General features: G+C 70.6%; 16 protein-coding genes. 5 read left to right on the top strand and 11 right to left on the bottom strand.

Going from position 1 to position 16,066, the window contains the following annotated elements:
• The first annotated feature begins 4 nt into the window (after positions 1-4).
• Complete coding sequence (gene pgl, locus AC3EU2_RS15685; RefSeq protein ID WP_488177211.1) at positions 5-757, top strand: 6-phosphogluconolactonase; 753 nt, start codon at positions 5-7, stop codon at positions 755-757.
• A gap of 9 nt (positions 758-766) precedes the next feature.
• On the opposite strand, the gene AC3EU2_RS15680 is transcribed toward pgl, so the two are convergent.
• The 11 genes from AC3EU2_RS15680 to AC3EU2_RS15630 form a co-directional block, all read right to left on the bottom strand.
• Entirely contained in the window at positions 767-1,117 is a 351-nt protein-coding gene (locus tag AC3EU2_RS15680) for an RNA polymerase-binding protein RbpA (protein WP_084108033.1), read from the bottom strand.
• Between the two features lie 21 nt (positions 1,118-1,138).
• On the bottom strand, positions 1,139-1,384 hold the full coding sequence (secG, locus tag AC3EU2_RS15675) for a preprotein translocase subunit SecG (protein ID WP_035932188.1): 246 nt from the start codon (positions 1,382-1,384) through the stop codon (positions 1,139-1,141).
• Between the two features lie 68 nt (positions 1,385-1,452).
• Positions 1,453-2,262: a triose-phosphate isomerase gene (gene tpiA, locus AC3EU2_RS15670; RefSeq protein WP_488177210.1), complete on the bottom strand. Its 810-nt coding sequence runs from the start codon at positions 2,260-2,262 to the stop codon at positions 1,453-1,455.
• A gap of 12 nt (positions 2,263-2,274) precedes the next feature.
• The gene (locus AC3EU2_RS15665) at positions 2,275-3,492 is read right to left on the bottom strand and encodes a phosphoglycerate kinase (RefSeq protein WP_488177209.1); all 1,218 of its coding nucleotides are present in this window, start codon (positions 3,490-3,492) and stop codon (positions 2,275-2,277) included.
• 14 nt (positions 3,493-3,506) lie between these two features.
• On the bottom strand, positions 3,507-4,511 hold the full coding sequence (gene gap / locus AC3EU2_RS15660; protein WP_488177208.1) for a type I glyceraldehyde-3-phosphate dehydrogenase: 1,005 nt from the start codon (positions 4,509-4,511) through the stop codon (positions 3,507-3,509).
• Between the two features lie 143 nt (positions 4,512-4,654).
• On the bottom strand, positions 4,655-5,497 hold the full coding sequence (locus tag AC3EU2_RS15655; protein ID WP_488177207.1) for a peptidoglycan-binding domain-containing protein: 843 nt from the start codon (positions 5,495-5,497) through the stop codon (positions 4,655-4,657).
• A gap of 134 nt (positions 5,498-5,631) precedes the next feature.
• A complete protein-coding gene (gene whiA / locus AC3EU2_RS15650) occupies positions 5,632-6,612 on the bottom strand; it encodes a DNA-binding protein WhiA (protein WP_035932344.1) in 981 nt (326 codons plus the stop codon).
• A gap of 23 nt (positions 6,613-6,635) precedes the next feature.
• Positions 6,636-7,589 carry a gluconeogenesis factor YvcK family protein gene (locus AC3EU2_RS15645; protein WP_488177206.1) on the bottom strand — a complete coding sequence of 318 codons (954 nt, stop codon included), beginning with the start codon at positions 7,587-7,589 and terminating at the stop codon, positions 6,636-6,638.
• Positions 7,586-8,491: an RNase adapter RapZ gene (rapZ, locus tag AC3EU2_RS15640; protein WP_488177205.1), complete on the bottom strand. Its 906-nt coding sequence runs from the start codon at positions 8,489-8,491 to the stop codon at positions 7,586-7,588. The genes AC3EU2_RS15645 and rapZ overlap by 4 nt, the downstream gene beginning before the upstream one ends.
• Positions 8,484-10,454, bottom strand: a complete 1,971-nt coding sequence (uvrC, locus tag AC3EU2_RS15635) for an excinuclease ABC subunit UvrC (protein ID WP_488177204.1) — start codon at positions 10,452-10,454, stop codon at positions 8,484-8,486. The genes rapZ and uvrC overlap by 8 nt, the downstream gene beginning before the upstream one ends.
• A gap of 43 nt (positions 10,455-10,497) precedes the next feature.
• A complete protein-coding gene (locus AC3EU2_RS15630) occupies positions 10,498-10,992 on the bottom strand; it encodes a Rieske (2Fe-2S) protein (protein ID WP_488177203.1) in 495 nt (164 codons plus the stop codon).
• 231 nt (positions 10,993-11,223) lie between these two features.
• On the opposite strand from AC3EU2_RS15630, the gene AC3EU2_RS15625 reads away from it, so the two are divergent.
• The 4 genes from AC3EU2_RS15625 to AC3EU2_RS15610 all read left to right on the top strand — a co-directional run bounded on the left by AC3EU2_RS15625 (position 11,224) and on the right by AC3EU2_RS15610 (position 16,062).
• Entirely contained in the window at positions 11,224-12,444 is a 1,221-nt protein-coding gene (locus AC3EU2_RS15625; protein WP_488177202.1) for a branched-chain amino acid ABC transporter substrate-binding protein, read from the top strand.
• A 125-nt stretch (positions 12,445-12,569) separates the two neighbouring features.
• Positions 12,570-13,469 carry a branched-chain amino acid ABC transporter permease gene (locus tag AC3EU2_RS15620; RefSeq protein ID WP_488177201.1) on the top strand — a complete coding sequence of 300 codons (900 nt, stop codon included), beginning with the start codon at positions 12,570-12,572 and terminating at the stop codon, positions 13,467-13,469.
• Entirely contained in the window at positions 13,466-15,214 is a 1,749-nt protein-coding gene (locus AC3EU2_RS15615; RefSeq protein ID WP_488177200.1) for a branched-chain amino acid ABC transporter permease, read from the top strand. Before AC3EU2_RS15620 ends, AC3EU2_RS15615 begins: the two co-directional genes overlap by 4 nt.
• Entirely contained in the window at positions 15,211-16,062 is an 852-nt protein-coding gene (locus AC3EU2_RS15610; protein WP_488177199.1) for an ABC transporter ATP-binding protein, read from the top strand. The genes AC3EU2_RS15615 and AC3EU2_RS15610 overlap by 4 nt, the downstream gene beginning before the upstream one ends.
• The last annotated feature ends 4 nt before the right edge of the window (positions 16,063-16,066 follow it).

Genomic DNA, 16,066 nt, shown 5'->3' with positions numbered 1-16,066 from the left:
CACCGTGACCGGAGTCAACGACATCGGGCAGGTCTCGGGCGCCGAGGTGCTCGTCCACCCCGGCAAGCAGGAGCTCAGTGACGCCATCGCCGCCCGGCTGGTGACCGCCCTCATCGACGCCCAGGCGCGCCACGACGTCGCGCAGGTCTCGCTCACCGGTGGCTCGCTCGGCTCCGACCTGTGGGGCTCGGTCGCCGCCCTCGCGGCCCGTTCCTCGGTCGACTGGTCGCGCGTCGAGGTGTGGTGGGGCGACGAGCGCTACCTGCCGGCCGGCGACCCCGACCGCAACGACGTGCAGAACGACGCGGCCGGGCTGGCCTCCCTCGGGCTCGACCCCGCCAAGGTGCACCGGGTCGCGGGTCCGGACACCTCCGACAGCGCGGAGGCGAGCGCGACGGCATACGCCGAGGACGTTCGCGCCTGCGGTGCGGGTGCGTTCGACGTCATGATCCTCGGGGTCGGGCCGGACGGCCACGTCGCGTCGCTCTTCCCCGGGCACCCGGCGCAGCAGACCACCGGCGCGATCGCGGTCGCGGTGCACGACTCCCCCAAGCCACCGCCGGACCGCGTCAGCCTGACCTTCGAGGCGCTGCGGCGCTCCCGCGAGGTGTGGTTCGTCGTCGCGGGCGCCGACAAGGCCGAGGCCGTGGCGAACGGGCTGCGGGGGGCCGGGCCCGACGTGAGCTCCGCGGCGCAGGTGCAGGGTGAGCAGCGCACGCTCTGGCTGCTCGACCTGGACGCGGCCGCGCAGCTCTGACGGTGGGCGCTACTGGATGAGGCCGCGGTCGCGCAGCGAGCCGAGGGCCTCGTCGAGGATGGCCTCGCCGTCCTTGTCGGAGCGGCGCTCCTTCACGTAGGCGAGGTGGGTCTTGTAGGGCTCGACCTTGGTGGGGGCCGGCGGGTTGTCCTTGTCCTGACCGGCCGGGAAACCGCAGCGCGGACAGTCCCAGGTCTCGGGGATCTCGAGGTCGGACTCCTGCGAGAAGCTCGGGCGGGTCTCGTGCCCGTGCGAGCACCAGAACGACACGTGCACGCGCGGAGCGATGTCCCCGCGCTCGGCCTCGCCCATGGGGCCAGCACCGACACGGCTGCCTCGAATCGCGTTACCACCGGCCATCGGGATCAGCCTTCTCTCGGGTCAGGAAGCGAAACGGTCGAGGACACCCAGACCGACCACACAGGTGAACCACACGACCGCGATGGCGATCGTGATGCGGTCGAGGTTGCGCTCGGCGACGGAAGAGCCGCCGAGCGAGGTCGACATGCCGCCACCGAACATGTCCGAGAGCCCGCCGCCCTTGCCCTTGTGCAGGAGGACGAGAAGGGTCAGGAAGAGCCCTCCGATGACCAGGAGGACCTGGAGTCCGATGCGTACCGCGTCCACGGTGCTCCTTCGGTAGTTCGACGAGTGCGATCGCCCGGTGGGGCGCCGCTACAGGATACCCGCGATCGTCAGTGGGTCTTGAGGTGCTCGCGGAAGCGGCAGATCGCGGCGAACTCGGTCGGGTCGGTCGAGGCTCCCCCGACGAGGGCGCCGTCGACGTCCTCCTGCTCCATGATCGCGGCGACGTTCCCGGACTTGACCGACCCGCCGTAGAGGATGCGCACCCGGTCGGCGAGGTCGCCCGAGTACAGCTCCGCGAGAAGGGTGCGGATGGCGGCACACACCTCCTGTGCGTCCTCCGGGGTGGCGACCTCGCCGGTGCCGATGGCCCACACGGGCTCGTAGGCGATGACGATGCTCGCGGCCTTCTCGGCGGGGAGCCCCTCGAGACCGGCGCGGACCTGGGCGAGCACGTGGTCGACGTGCGTCCCGGCCTGGCGGATCTCGAGGCCCTCACCGACGCAGAAGATCGGCGTCAGACCGTGCTCGTATGCCGCGGCGACCTTGGCGTGCACCGTCTCGTCGGTCTCGCCGTGGTACTCACGGCGCTCGCTGTGCCCGACGGCCACGTAGGTGCAGCCGAGCTTGGCGAGGAAGACGCCGCTGATCTCGCCGGTGTACGCGCCGCCGGCGTGTCGGGACAGGTCCTGGGCGCCGTAACGAATGGCGAGCCGGTCACCCTCGACGAGCGTCTGGACGCTGCGCAGGTCGGTGAAGGGCGGGAGCACCGCGACCTCGACGGCACCGTGGTCGTGCTTGGCGTCGCGCAGGGTCCAGTCGAGCTTCTGCACGAGGTGGGTGGCCTGGAGGTGGTCGAGGTTCATCTTCCAGTTGCCCGCCATGAGCGGGACGCGCTGGACCGTCGTGGCCTTGGCCATGGGTGGTTTCCTTCAGCTTTCGTCGAGGACGGTCAGGCCGGGGAGATCCTTGCCCTCGAGGTACTCGAGGCTGGCACCCCCGCCGGTGGAGATGTGGCCGAACTGGTCGTCGCTGAACCCGAGCTGCCGGACGGCGGCCGCCGAATCGCCGCCGCCGACGACCGTGAGGCCGCCGTCGCTCGTGATCTCGACGAGCGCTGCCGCCAGCGCCTTGGTGCCGGCGGCGTAGGGCGCCATCTCGAACGCACCCATCGGGCCGTTCCAGAAGACGGTGCGGCAGTCCGCGAGCCTCTCGGCGAACAGCTCCGACGACCTCGGTCCGATGTCGAGGCCCATGCGGTCCGCGGGGATCGCGTCGACCGCGACGACCTCGTGCTCGGCGTCGGCCGAGAACTCGGTGGCGGCGACGACGTCGACCGGCAGGACGATCTCGACGCCGCGTTCCTTCGCCTGCTCGAGGTAGCCCGCGACGGCCTCCACCTGGTCCTGCTCGAGGAGGCTCTTGCCGACCTCGTGACCCTGGGCCTTGAGGAACGTGAACACCATGCCGCCACCGACGAGGAGCCGGTCCGCGGTCTGGATGAGGTTGTCGATGACCGCGAGCTTGTCGGACACCTTCGCACCACCGAGCACGACGGCATACGGCCGTTCGGGGTCGGTCGTGAGTCGTCGCAGGACGCCGACCTCGGTCTCGACCAGCCCGCCGACGGCGGACGGCAGCAGCCGGGCGACGTCGAAGACCGAAGCCTGCTCCCGGTGCACGACACCGAAGCCGTCGGAGACGAAGGCGTCGGCGAGGCCGGCGAGCTGGCCCGCGAACTCGGCCCGCGCGTCGGCCGACTTGGCGGTCTCGCCCGCGTTGAAGCGCAGGTTCTCGAGGAGAACGACGTCGCCGTCCTGCGCGGCCTCGACCGTGGCGCGGGCGCTGTCGCCGACGGTGTCGGTCGCGAACGTCACGTCCCGACCGAGCAGCTCGCCGAGGCGCGCCGCCACGGGGGCAAGGCTGTACCGGTCCTCCGGGGCGCCCTTGGGCCGCCCGAGGTGGGCGCACACGATGACGCGTGCGCCCGCCTCGGCGAGGGCCGTGATCGTCGGGACGGAGGCACGGATGCGCCCGTCGTCCGCAATCACGGCGCTGCCCGCCGCGTCCTGCTCCAACGGCACGTTGAGGTCGGACCGGACGAGGACGCGCTTGCCCCGCAGGTCGCCGAGCTCGGCGATCGACTTCATCTGGTCGTCGACCCTCAGAGGGAGGTGCCGACGAGGAGCACGAGGTCGGCGAGGCGGTTGGAGTAGCCCCACTCGTTGTCGTACCAGCCGACGACCTTGACCTGGTTGCCGATGACCTTGGTGAGGCCGGCGTCGAAGATGCACGAGGCCGGGTCGGTCTCGATGTCCTTGGAGACGATCTCGTCCTCGGTGTAGACGAGGATGCCCTTGAGGGGGCCCTCCGCGGCGGCCTTGACCGCGGCGTTGACCTCCGCGACGGTGGTCTCGCGGCCGGCCTCGAAGGTGAGGTCCGTGGCGGAGCCGGTCGCGACCGGGACGCGCAGCGCGTAGCCGTCGAGCTTGCCCTTGAGCTCGGGCAGCACGAGGGCGACGGCCTTGGCCGCGCCGGTCGTCGTGGGGACGATGTTGAGCGCGGCGGAGCGCGCGCGACGGAGGTCCTTGTGGGGGCCGTCGTGGAGGTTCTGGTCACCGGTGTAGGCGTGGATGGTCGTCATGAGGCCCTTGACGATGCCGAACTCGTCGTTGAGGACCTTGGCCATCGGCGCGAGGCAGTTCGTCGTGCACGAGGCGTTGGAGATGATCGTGTGCGTCGCCGCGTCGTAGTCGCCGTCGTTGACGCCCATGACGATGGTGACGTCCTCGTTCTTGGCGGGCGCCGAGATGATGACCTTCTTGGCGCCGTTGTCGACGTGGACCTTGGCCTTGGTGGCGTCGGTGAAGAAGCCGGTCGACTCGATGACGACGTCGGCGCCGAGCTCGCCCCACTTGAGGTTGGCGGGGTCGCGCTCGGCGAAGGCCTTGAACGTCTTGCCGTTCGCGGTGATGTCGGTGTCGGTCGATGTGACGTCACCGTCGAAGCGCCCGAGAATCGAGTCGTACTTGAGCAGGTGGGCCAGGGTGGCGTTGTCGGTGAGGTCGTTGACGGCCACGATCTCGATGTCGGCGCCGGACGCGATCACGGCGCGGTAGAAGTTGCGGCCGATGCGGCCAAAGCCATTGATACCAACACGCACAGTCACGAGGAGTCTGCCTTCCGCGGAGGGAGAGGTGCGTGGCCGCGCCACGTCACCCGGGTACGTGGCCAAGCCTAGTGCCGTCCGGTGGGGCTGCCCCAGAGCGGTCCGCCCTACGGGCCGGTAGCGGCCTGCCCCGAGCGCCGGCGTCAGTCGAAGAGCGGCTGGGTGAGGGCGTGCCAGGTGCGCGGGCCGACGACGCCGTCGGAGGGTGGCACGAACATCGACTGGAACTCCCGGACGGCCGCGTCGGTGAGGGGGCCGAACGACCCGTCGACGACGAGGCCACCCGGCACGAGGGTCTGGAGGGCCCGGACCGCCTCGCCGTGGTCACCGGAGCGGACCGTCGTGACGAGCGCGGTCCAGTCGAGCTGGCCGAGGGTCGTGCCGAGGTCGGTCGTGCGCAGGGTCTGCTGGAACGCCCGGACGGCCACGCCGCTCGCCGGTCCGAAGCTGCCGTCGGCGACGATGCCGGCGCCCTTGGCGCGCAGCAGGTGCTGGGCGCCGAGCACCCGCCAGTTCGTGGCCTGCACCGCCCCCTGCCGCACGAGGGGCCACGGACGCGGACCCGGGCTCTGCGTGCTGAGGAAGGACCACGTCTCCGGGCCGGCGACACCGTCGAGACCGAGCCCCCACTGCCGCTGAACCTCCTCCACCCGGGCCCTCGTCTCCGGACCGTAGGACCCGTCGACGTCGAGCGGCTCGAGGCCGGGCGACGGGACGAGCCCGAACTGCTGGACGGCCCGGACGGCGTCGCCGGAGGAACCCGCGCGAGTCGGGATGACGAGCGCGGGCCAGGTGCGAGGTCCCACGACCCCGTCGGCCGCGAGACCTGCCGTCTTCTGGAAGGCCGTCACCGCGGCGGTGGTCGCCGGTCCGTACGACCCGTCCGCGACGACGGGGCGGCCGTGCGCGCGCAGGAGGTACTGGATCCCCTTCACGGCCGCCGAGGACGCCCCCGGTGCGGTGGTTCTCCACGGTCTGGTGTTCATGACGCCTCCGGACTCCGGGGCCCCGCGGGTGGGGCCGTCACCGCATGAGGAGTACCCGGGCCGCCCCCTGATACACACGTCCACGCCTTCGCGCCTTCGCGCCGAGGGGCCCGGGTCGCCCGGGCCGGGGTGACTCAGGAGTCGAGCATGTCCGGGGTGAGGTTGGCGTCCGTCCCGGCGATGCCGAGGTCCTCTGCGCGCTTGTCGGCCATGGCGAGCAGCCGGCGGATCCGACCGGCGACCGCATCCTTGGTCATCGCCGGCTGGGCCAGCTGGCCGAGCTCCTCGAGCGAGGCCTGCTTGTGCTGGAGCCGCAGCTGACCGGCCTCGCGCAGGTGGTCGGGGATCTCGTCCCCGAGGATCTCCAGGGCCCGTCCGACGCGCGAGCCGGCGGCCACGGCCGCACGGGCCGAGCGGCGCAGGTTGGCGTCGTCGAAGTTGGCCAGACGGTTCGCCGTGGCCCGCACCTCGCGACGCATCCGCCGCTCCTCCCACGCCATCACCGCATCGTGGGCGCCGAGGCGCGTGAGCATCGCACCGATCGCGTCCCCGTCGCGGATGACGACCCGGTCGACCCCGCGGACCTCACGTGCCTTGGCCTGGATCCCGAGCCGGCGGGCGGCGCCCACGAGGGCGAGGGCCGCCTCCGGGCCGGGGCAGGTGAGCTCGAGCGCGGACGAGCGGCCGGGCTCGGTCAGGGAGCCGTGGGCGAGGAACGCCCCACGCCACGCGGCCTCCGCGTCACAGACCGACCCGGAGACGACCTTCGGGGGCAGCCCCCGGACTGGGCGGCCCCGTCCGTCGATGAGCCCCGTCTGACGGGCGAGCGACTCGCCGTCCTGGACGACACGCACGACGTAGCGGCTGCCCTTGCGCAGCCCACCCGCCGCGAGCACCAGCACCTCCGCCGTCTGCCCGTAGAGCTCGTGGATCTCGCGTCGGAGGCGCCGCGCAGCGTTGGCGGTGTCGAGCTCGGCCTCGACGACGATCCGTCCCCCGATGATGTGCAGCCCCCCGGCGAACCTCAGTGTGGACGCCACTTCCGCCTTGCGGCAGCAGGGTTTCGTCACCTCGTGGCGGCTGAGCTCGTCCTTCACCTTCGCCGTCATTGCCATGCCGGTCATCCTGCCACGCGCCATCAGGACCGTCGTCCGGAGGCAAGGACGTCCTGCAGGGCCGCGGCCAGCCGGAGCCGGTCGTGCAAGGTCGGGGACGCCGACATCGCGACCGGGTGGACGTGCAGCGTCGCCCCGAGGGCCCGACAGGCACCGGCGAGCGCGGCGTGGTCGTCGACGACGCTCGGGTCGGCCAGGACCGCGTCGAGCCGCACGCCCGGCGCGTAGCGCGCGAAGGACTCGAGGTGGTGGATGGCGCTGAACCCGGCGGTCTCCGTGGTCACCATCTCGAGGTTGAGCACGAGGAGGCGCCGGGCGCGGGTGACGGTGAGCGCCTCGGCGAGGTCGGGGACGAGCAGGTGCGGCATGACCGACGTGTACCAGGACCCCGGCCCGAGCACGACCCAGTCGGCCGCACGGATCGCCGCGACCGACTCCGGGTACGCCGGTGGGCTTTCTGGCAGGAGCCGCAGCGCGTCCACCCGACCCTTGGTGCGGGCGAGCTGCGCCTGGCCGCGCACCACGGTGCGCTCCTCGGGGCGCCCCGGGTCCGCACCCAGGACGTCCGCCTCGATGTCGAGCGGCACCGCGGCCATCGGGAGGACCCGGCCACGTGCGTTGAGGAGCCGCCCGACGAGCTCGAGCCCCGCGACCGGATCGTCGTGCAGCTCCCAGAGCGCGACGATGAGCAGGTTGCCCAGGGCGTGACCGCCGAGCGGCCCGGTGCCCTGGAAGCGGTGCTGGAGGACGTCACGCCACGTGTGCCCCCATTCGGTCTCCTCGCAGAGCGCGGCCAGGGCCATCCGCAGGTCACCCGGCGGCAGCACCCCGAACTCGCCGCGCAGCCGCCCCGAGGACCCGCCGTTGTCCGCCACCGTGACGATCGCGGTGATCTCGTCGGTCACGAACCGGAGCGCCGCGAGCGACGCGGACAGCCCGTGCCCGCCCCCCAGCGCGGCGACGACCGGCCCGCTCACTCGCGTCCCAGGTCGCGGTGGACGAGGAAGGTGTCGATCCGGTCCGACTGGAGCCGCTCGGCCAAGGCCTCCGCGACGGCGACCGAGCGGTGCTTGCCCCCGGTGCAGCCGATGGCGAGGGTCGCGTAGCGGCGCCCCTCGGAGTGGTAGCCCCGGGTGACCGGCTCCATGACGCCGGCGACCCGGTCGAGGAACTCGCCGGCGCCGTCCTGCCCGAGGACGAACGCGGACACCGCGGCGTCGCGGCCGTCCAGCGAGCGCAGCTCCGGCACCCAGAACGGGTTGGGCAGGAAGCGCATGTCGAAGACGAAGTCCGCGTCGAGCGGCACGCCGTACTTGAACCCGAACGACAGCAGCGCCAACCGGAGCGACGGCCCGCCCTCGACCCCGAACATCGGCGCGATCTTGCGGCCGAGCTGGTGCACGTTGAGCCCGGAGGTGTCCACGACGATCTGGGCCCGGGAGCGCAGGTCACGCAGGATCTCCCGCTCGCTCTGGATGCCGTCGAGCAGCCTCCCCGCGCCCTGGAGCGGGTGCGGTCGGCGCACGGACTCGAACCGCCGGACGAGAGCCTCGTCGGTGGCGTCGAGGAAGACGAGCTGCGGCGTCCACCCCGCGTCCCGGAGCATCTGCACCGCCGGCTCGAACTCGGTGAAGAAGGTCTTGCTGCGCACGTCGACGACGGCGGCGATCTTGATCTCCTGCCCCTCGCCACGGGCCTTGGTGCCGAGCTCGGCCATGGCGGGGAGCAACTGGGGCGGCAGGTTGTCGACGACGTACCAGCCCTGGTCCTCCATGACGTTGGCCGTCGTGGTGCGCCCGGCTCCGCTCATGCCGGTGACGATGACGAAGTCCGCCCCCTGGCTGTGAACCTGCGGAACGGCGTTGGCGCCCTCAGTCATCGTTGTCCTTCTGTGCGTCGTCGACGATCTCACCGGTCATCAGGTTCACCGTGGGCTCCACGGGTGCCCCAGTCAACTCGCGTTCGATGGTCAGCGCCAGCGCGGAGCCGATCCCGGGGACCTCGCCCAGCTCCTCGAGGCTCGCGGCGCGGATCCGCTTCACGGAGCCGAAGTGACGCAGCAGCGCCTTGCGCTTGACGTCCCCCAGACCCGGTATGCCGTCCAGGGCGGAGTTCGTCATCGCCTTGCTGCGCCGCTGGCGGTGGAAGGTGATGGCGAACCGGTGGGCCTCGTCGCGCAGCCGCTGCAGCAGGTACAGGCCCTCGCTGGTCCGGGGCAGGACGACCGGGAAGTCCTGCCCGGGCACCCAGACCTCCTCGAGCCGCTTGGCCAGCCCGACCACGGCGACGTCGACGATGCCGAGGTCCTCGATCGCGCGCGCCGCCGCGTTGACCTGGGGCAGCCCGCCGTCGACGACGACGAGCTGCGGGGGGTAGGCGAACCGGGTCGGGCGCCCGGTCTCCTCGTCCCGCACCTGCGGCTCGTCGCGGTCCTTGAGGTAGCGGCGGAAGCGACGGGTGAGCACCTCGTGCATCGCGGCGGTGTCGTCGATGGATGCAGCCGCGCCGTCCGCGTCCTGGTGTCCGCGCACGATGAACCGCCGGTACTCGCCCTTGCGCGGAAGACCGTCCTCGAAGACCACCATGGACCCGACGACCTGGGTGCCCTGGACGTGGCTGATGTCGAAGCACTCGATCCGCAGCGGCGACTCGTCGAGCTCGAGGAGCGCGTGGAGCTGCTGGAGGGCCTGCGACCGGTTGGTGAGGTCGCCGGCGCGGGCGACCTTGTGCCGGGCCAGGCTCTGGGTGGCGTTGCGCCCGACGGTCTCCATCAGCGTGCGCTTGTCCCCACGGCGCGGCACGCGCAGGTCGACCCGGCTCCCCCGACGCCTCGACAGCCACTCGGCGAGCGAGTCGGCGTCGTCCGGGAGCACCGGCACGAGGACCTCGCGCGGCACCGACTCGCCCTCCTCGCCGCCGTAGAGCTGCTGCAGGAGGTGGCCGACGACCTCGGGCACGGTCTCGAACTCCTTCTCGGCCACCCAGCCCCGCTGCCCCCGGATGCGCCCGCCCCGGACGTGGAAGACCTGGACGGCGACCTCCAGCTCGTCGTCGGCGAGGGCGAACACGTCGGCGTCGGTGCCGTCACCGAAGACGACGGCCGACTTCTCCAGCACTCGCTGGAGGGCGCCGATGTCGTCGCGGAGCCGTGCGGCCCGCTCGAAGTCGAGCTCGTCGGAGGCGGCCCGCATCTGACGCTCGAGCCGCTTGACGAACTTCGAGCTCTCGCCGGCCATGAAGTCGCAGAAGTCCTCGGCGATCGCGCGGTGCGTAGCGGCGTCGACCCGGTCGACACACGGGGCCGAGCACTTGTCGATGTAGCCGAGGAGGCAGGGCCGGCCGACCTGGGTGGCGCGCTTGAAGACGCCGGCGGAGCAGGTGCGGATGGGGAAGACACGCAGGGCCTGGTCGAGGGTCTCGCGGATGGCCCACGCGTGCGCGTAGGGGCCGAAGTAGCGGGTTCCCTTTCGCTTGGCGCCCCGCAGGACCTGGGCGCGGGGGTAGTCCTCCCCCATGGTCACGGCGAGGTAGGGGTAGGACTTGTCGTCGCGGTACTTGACGTTGAACCGCGGGTCGAACTCCTTGATCCAGGAGTACTCGAGCTGGAGGGCCTCGACCTCGGTGGTGACGGTGGTCCACTCGACGCTGGCGCCGGCGAGCACCATCGACGCGGTCCGGGGGTGCAGCGCACCGACGTCCTGGAAGTAGGACGACAGGCGCGGGCGCAGCGACTTGGCCTTGCCCACGTAGATGACGCGGCCGTCCTTGTCGCGGAACCGGTAGACCCCGGGATCGGTCGGGATCTCCCCCGGGCGGGGGCGGTACGTCGACGGATGAGCCACGCCCACAACCCTATGCGGGGCGGGCGACAGGCTCAGCGGGTGCTCAGGTGACGCTGATGCCGTCGGCGCCCACGGTGACCGACTTCGTCGGCAGACCTCGCGTCGCCGGGCCCTTCTTCACGGCCCCGGTCGCGAGGTCGAACTGGCTGCCGTGGCACGCGCAGTTGATCGCGCCGCCCTCGACGCTGCTCACGGTGCAGCCCTGGTGCGTGCACACGGCGGAGAACGCCTTGTACTCGCCCTCGGTCGGCTGGGTGATGACGACCTTGGCCGAGTCGATGATCGTGCCGCCGCCGACGGGGATGTCCGCCTTCTTGGCGAGGTCCTTGACCGCGCCGGCCGCACCCGACGCGGCGCTCGACGCCGACGAGGCGGCCGCGTCGACGACCTTCTCCGCGTCGGTGCCGCAGGCGGTGAGCCCGGCGCCGACCACGGCGACCGCGCCGACGGCGCGGAGCGCGTCGCGGCGACCGCAGCAGGACAGGGCGGTGACGGAGTCGGGACGGGTCGTGGCTCGGGTCTCCGGGGAGTCGCTCATCGTGCTCACCTTCGTCGTACGGGGGTGGGGCGGGGTCGTGCGTCGTCCAGCGCTGCCAGTATGCCGTCGTCAACCTGTGAACGGCCCGTCAACGACCTTGGTAACGACTCGGCACACAAATGCGCAACACGGGCACCGGGTGGCCTCGCCGTGGCTATATTTCGGGTGCTCGCACACCCGTCGCGAGCTCCTCGGCATCACGCCGCGGGAGAAGAAGTTTCAGGAGGAAACGTGGCTCAGCGTTCCGTCATGACCGTCGGCGCCTCGCTGTTGGTGGCCTCACTCGCACTTGCCGGGTGTGGCACCCGCGGTGAGAACGAGGACACCGGCAGTACAACCGGCGGCGACGCCAAGGTCGCCAAGATCGGCGTCATCGCGCCCCTGTCGGGTGACCTTTCCGCACTCGGTAAGGGCATCCAGCACTCCGTCGAGCTGGCCGTCAAGCAGGCCAACGACTCCAAGGCGATCGCGGGCTGGACCCTCGAGGTCGAGGCCGTCGACGACGAGGGCAAGGCCGAGGTCGGCAAGAACGGCGCCACCAAGCTGGCGTCCGACGACGAGGTCATCGGCGTCGTCGGCAACCTCAACTCGAGCGTCAGCCAGCAGACCCAGCCGGTCTTCGCTGCCGCCAACATCACCCAGATCTCACCCGCCAACACCGGCCCCGGGCTGACCCGCGGCGCCGACGCCAACGCACCGGCACGGCCCTACAAGACGTACTTCCGCACCTGCACGACGGACATCGCACAGGGTGGCTTCGCAGCCAAGTTCCTCATCGAGCAGGGCATCAAGACGGTCGCGACGATCCACGACAAGAAGACCTACGGCCAGGGCCTCGTCAAGTACTTCACCGACGCCTACAAGGCCGCCGGCGGAACCGTCGTGGCCGCCGAGACGATCAACCCGGACGAGTCCAACTACGCCCCGGTCGTCTCCAAGGTCGCCCCGTCCAAGCCGGGCGCCGTGTTCTACGGCGGCGAGTACCCGCAGGGTGGACCGCTCTCCAAGCAGATGAAGGCCGGTGGCCTCAACGTCCCGCTCATGGGTGGCGACGGCATCTTCGACCCGAAGTTCATCGAGCTCGCGGGTTCCACCTCCAACGCCGACCTCGCCACCTCCGTCGGTGAGCCGACCGAGAACAGCGAGGCCGGCAAGAAGTTCCTCGCCGACTACGAGGCAGCCAAGTACGCCGAGCCGGCAGCGGCCTACGGCGGCTACTCGTACGACGCGGCGAACGCCATCATCGAGGCGCTCAAGGTGTCCCTCAAGGACGCCAAGGACGCCAAGAGCGCCCGCCAGGCTACGGTCGACGCGGTCGGCAAGGTCTCGTTCGACGGTGTCACCGGCAAGGTGTCCTTCGACGAGTTCGGCGACACTCTGGTCAAGGTCATCACCGGCTACAAGGTCGAGGGTGGCAAGTGGGTCAGTGTGAAGTCCGAGAACGTCAGCTGACCGAGTCAGACACGCAGTAGTTCATTCGAGCAGGGGCGGGGACCAACCCGCCCCTGCTTGAATGTGCGAGCGACCACACACAGAGAGGTGCCGGTTCTGCGATGACCGATTTCCTGCAACAGATCGTGAACGGCTTGACCATCGGGTCGCTGTACGCGCTGATCGCCGTCGGCTACACCGTCGTCTACGGCATCGTCCAGCTCATCAACTTCGCCCACGGCGAGGTGTTCATGATCGGTGCCTTCGGTGCCCTGGCCACGTGGACGGTGCTCTTCAAGGGGCAGACCGGTCTCTGGGTGCTCCCGGTCATGGTCCTCGGCGCCGTGTTCGTCTCGGTCCTCACCGCGGTCGTCATGGAGCGGATCGCGTACCGCCCGCTGCGAGGCGCGCCCCGGCTGGCTCCCCTCATCACCGCCATCGGCATCTCGGTGTTCCTCCAGGAGGCCGTGCGTCTGTTCTACCCGGGCGCCAAGAGCAAGCTCGTCTTCCCCGAGATCGACGTCGTCACCGGCTCGGCCCTCTCCATCGGCGGTCTGACCATCCAGCGGGCCGCCGTCTTCACCGTCGGCGCGCTCGTCCTGTCGGCAGCCCTGCTGTGGTACTTCGTCAACCGCACGCGGCTGGGGCAGGGCATGCAGGCCGTCTCGCAGGACCCGGACACGGCCCAGCTCATGGGGATCAACGTCAACCGGATCATCGTCATCGCCTTCGCGGTCGGTGCCGCCCTCGCGGCCGTCGCCGGCGTCGCCCAGGGCCTGCTCAACTCCAACATCGACTTCCGGATGGGCTTCCTCGCCGGTCTCAAGGCCTTCACAGCCGCCGTGCTCGGGGGGATCGGCAACATCCAGGGCGCCGTCGTCGGCGGGCTCACCCTCGGCATCGCCGAGTCGATGGCCACCCAGTTCATTCCCGGCCAGTTCGGCGGGTCGGCATGGAAGGACGTGTGGGCGTTCGTGCTCCTCATTCTCGTTCTCGTGTTCAGGCCCCAGGGCCTCCTCGGTGCCCGGGTGGTGGACCGCGCATGAGCACCTCGACCGCAGACCTCGCCCACGAGCACGACGACGACGACGGCGTCAGGACGCCGCTCCTCGAGCGGTTCCCCGGCCGCGGTTCCCCGGCTGCGTGGCCCCTCGGCCTCGCGGGCATCGCCCTCCTCGTCGGAGGCACGTTCCTCTCGTGGAGCTACACCGACGACGTCCTCGGCGACCTCTCGGTCGACCTCTACCCGGGCGGCGTGCAGATCTGCATGATCGCCCTCGGGGTCGCCGCCCTCCTCTTCCTGCTCGCGCACCGGGGGCCGCTGCACCGCTTGGGCGAGTGGCTGGACACGGCAGCGGCCGTCCGGGTCCTCGGGCTCGGCGCCGTGGCCTACATGCTCCTCACCCTCGGGCTCATCGCCTACCAGTCCGGCGGCCTCGTCAACATCAACCCCGGCGGCTGGGTCTCCCTCCTCGGGGCACTGCTCCTCGCGGCCTCGGGCCTCATGCTGCTCTCTCGCCAGCACCGCGACCCGCTCTTCGCCAAGACGTCATCGTGGCTCGAGATCAGCTCGATCATCGTCCTCATGGCCGGGCTCCTCTTCGGTGCGGCCTACGCCCTCGGCATCGAGGACGGGGGCGTCTTCATCCTGTTCCTCCTCTTCATCGCGGTCGTGGCCCTCGCGCTCACCCGGGCGGGTGCGTTCACCTGGGTCGGCCTGATCGCCCAGAAGAACCGTCAGGTCCTCATGCTCGGGGCCTTCGCCGTGGCGTTCCTCTTCCCCTTCACCCAGGGCGGGTCCGACGAGAACATGTCGATCGCCACCCAGGTGCTGATCTTCGCCGCGACGGCCCTCGGCCTCAACATCGTCGTCGGTCTCGCCGGCCTGCTCGACCTCGGCTACATCGCCTTCCTCGGTGCTGGCGCCTACGTGGGTGCGGTGCTCTCGGCCTCGGCGTTCGCGACCATCGACTGGAAGCCGCCGTTCATCGTCGTCGTCCTTGTCGGGGCTTCGTTCTCGGCCCTGCTCGGACTCATCATCGGCTCGCCGACGCTGCGAGTCTCCGGTGACTACCTGGCCATCGTGACGCTGGCGTTCGGTGAGATCTTCCGGTTCACGATGGGCAACCTCGACGGCAACAACGGCCCGGACCTCACCAACGGACCCAACGGCGTCCCGGCGATTCCGGACCTCGCCATCGGGTCGTTCGACTTCGGGCAGCCACACGACATCGCCGGGATCACCCTCGGCCGTTTCGCGAACTACTACTTCCTGCTGCTCGTCATCGCGGCGATCATCATCCTCGTCTTCACCCGCCTCAACAACAGCCGCATCGGCCGAGGCTGGGTCGCGATCCGCGAGGACGAGAAGGCGGCCGAGGCCATGGGCGTCAACGTCTTCGGCCTCAAGCTGTTCGCCTTCGCGGGCGGCGCGTTCCTCGCCGGCATGGCGGGCACGGTCAAGGCGCACCACGACGTCTCGGTCTCACCGGACCAGTACATCTTCCTCGAGTCCGCGTTCCTCCTCGCCGCGATCGTCCTCGGCGGCATGGGCACCGTCGCCGGCGTGCTCGTCGGCGCGACGATCCTCAAGCTCCTCCCCGAGAAGCTCCGGTTCATCGCCGACTACCGCCTGCTCATCTTCGGGCTCGTGCTCGTCCTCATGATGCGCATCCGTCCCGAGGGTCTCATCGCGAGCCACCGGCGCAAGCTCGAGTTCCACGAGGACGACGAGGCACTCGCCCAACGCATCGAAGCGGTCCATCTCGAGGAAACGGAGGTCAAGGCATGACCGTCACCGACACTCCCCCCGCCCGCGTGCCCACGGCGGTCGGCAAGCCGATCCTCGAGGCCCGTGGCGTGACGATGCGCTTCGGCGGCCTCACCGCCGTCAAGGACGTCGACATGACCGTCAACGAGGGCGAGATCGTCGGTCTCATCGGCCCCAACGGTGCCGGCAAGACGACGTTCTTCAACTGCCTCACCGGTCTCTACAAGCCGACCGAGGGCCAGGTCACGCTGAGCGGCGACGTCCTGCCGCCCAAGCCGCGCGCCGTCGTCATCGCGGGCATGGCCCGCACCTTCCAGAACATCCGCCTCTTCGCGAACATGACCGCCCTCGAGAACGTCATGGTGGGCCGCTACTGCCGCACCAGCTCGATGGCGCTCACCTCGATCCTGCGCGGGCCGAAGTTCCGCCGGGAGGAGGAGGCGACCCGGGCGCGCGCCCAGGAGCTCCTCGACTTCGTCGGGCTCGGCGGCTCGGCGGAGAGCCTCGCGCGCAACATGCCCTACGGCGACCAGCGCCGGCTCGAGATCGCTCGGGCCCTGGCCACCGACCCCAAGCTCATCCTCCTGGACGAGCCGACGGCCGGCATGAACCCGCAGGAGACCAAGCAGGCGAGCGACCTGATCTTCCGGATCCGCGACAGCGGGCTGGCGGTCGTCGTCATCGAGCACGACATGCGGTTCATCTTCAACCTCTGCGACCGGGTCCTCTGCCTCGTCCGCGGTGAGGTCCTCGTCGAGGGCACTCCGGGTGAGGTCCAGTCCGACCCCCGCGTCATCGAGGCCTACATCGGTGGCGGGGACGACGACGACGAGGACGAGGGTCCCGCCACGACGAAGGAGACGCTGTGAGCCC

It is taken from the genome of Knoellia sp. B-D-2, from assembly GCF_057714695.1.
The sequence above is the reverse complement of the archived record's forward strand: the minus strand, read 5'-3'. Positions and strand labels throughout refer to the sequence as shown.

What these genes read in the sequence shown, in the direction of transcription:
- AC3EU2_RS15680 (WP_084108033.1), bottom strand. Translation starts at nt 1,117, where the DNA reads ATGGCCGGTGGTAACGCGATTCGAGGCAGCCGTGTCGGTGCTGGCCCC.
- tpiA (WP_488177210.1), bottom strand. Translation starts at nt 2,262, where the DNA reads ATGGCCAAGGCCACGACGGTCCAGCGCGTCCCGCTCATGGCGGGCAAC.
- AC3EU2_RS15665 (WP_488177209.1), bottom strand. Translation starts at nt 3,492, where the DNA reads ATGAAGTCGATCGCCGAGCTCGGCGACCTGCGGGGCAAGCGCGTCCTC.
- AC3EU2_RS15655 (WP_488177207.1), bottom strand. Translation starts at nt 5,497, where the DNA reads ATGAACACCAGACCGTGGAGAACCACCGCACCGGGGGCGTCCTCGGCG.
- whiA (WP_035932344.1), bottom strand. Translation starts at nt 6,612, where the DNA reads ATGGCAATGACGGCGAAGGTGAAGGACGAGCTCAGCCGCCACGAGGTG.
- rapZ (WP_488177205.1), bottom strand. Translation starts at nt 8,491, where the DNA reads ATGACTGAGGGCGCCAACGCCGTTCCGCAGGTTCACAGCCAGGGGGCG.
- AC3EU2_RS15630 (WP_488177203.1), bottom strand. Translation starts at nt 10,992, where the DNA reads ATGAGCGACTCCCCGGAGACCCGAGCCACGACCCGTCCCGACTCCGTC.
- AC3EU2_RS15615 (WP_488177200.1), top strand. Translation starts at nt 13,466, where the DNA reads ATGAGCACCTCGACCGCAGACCTCGCCCACGAGCACGACGACGACGAC.
- AC3EU2_RS15610 (WP_488177199.1), top strand. Translation starts at nt 15,211, where the DNA reads ATGACCGTCACCGACACTCCCCCCGCCCGCGTGCCCACGGCGGTCGGC.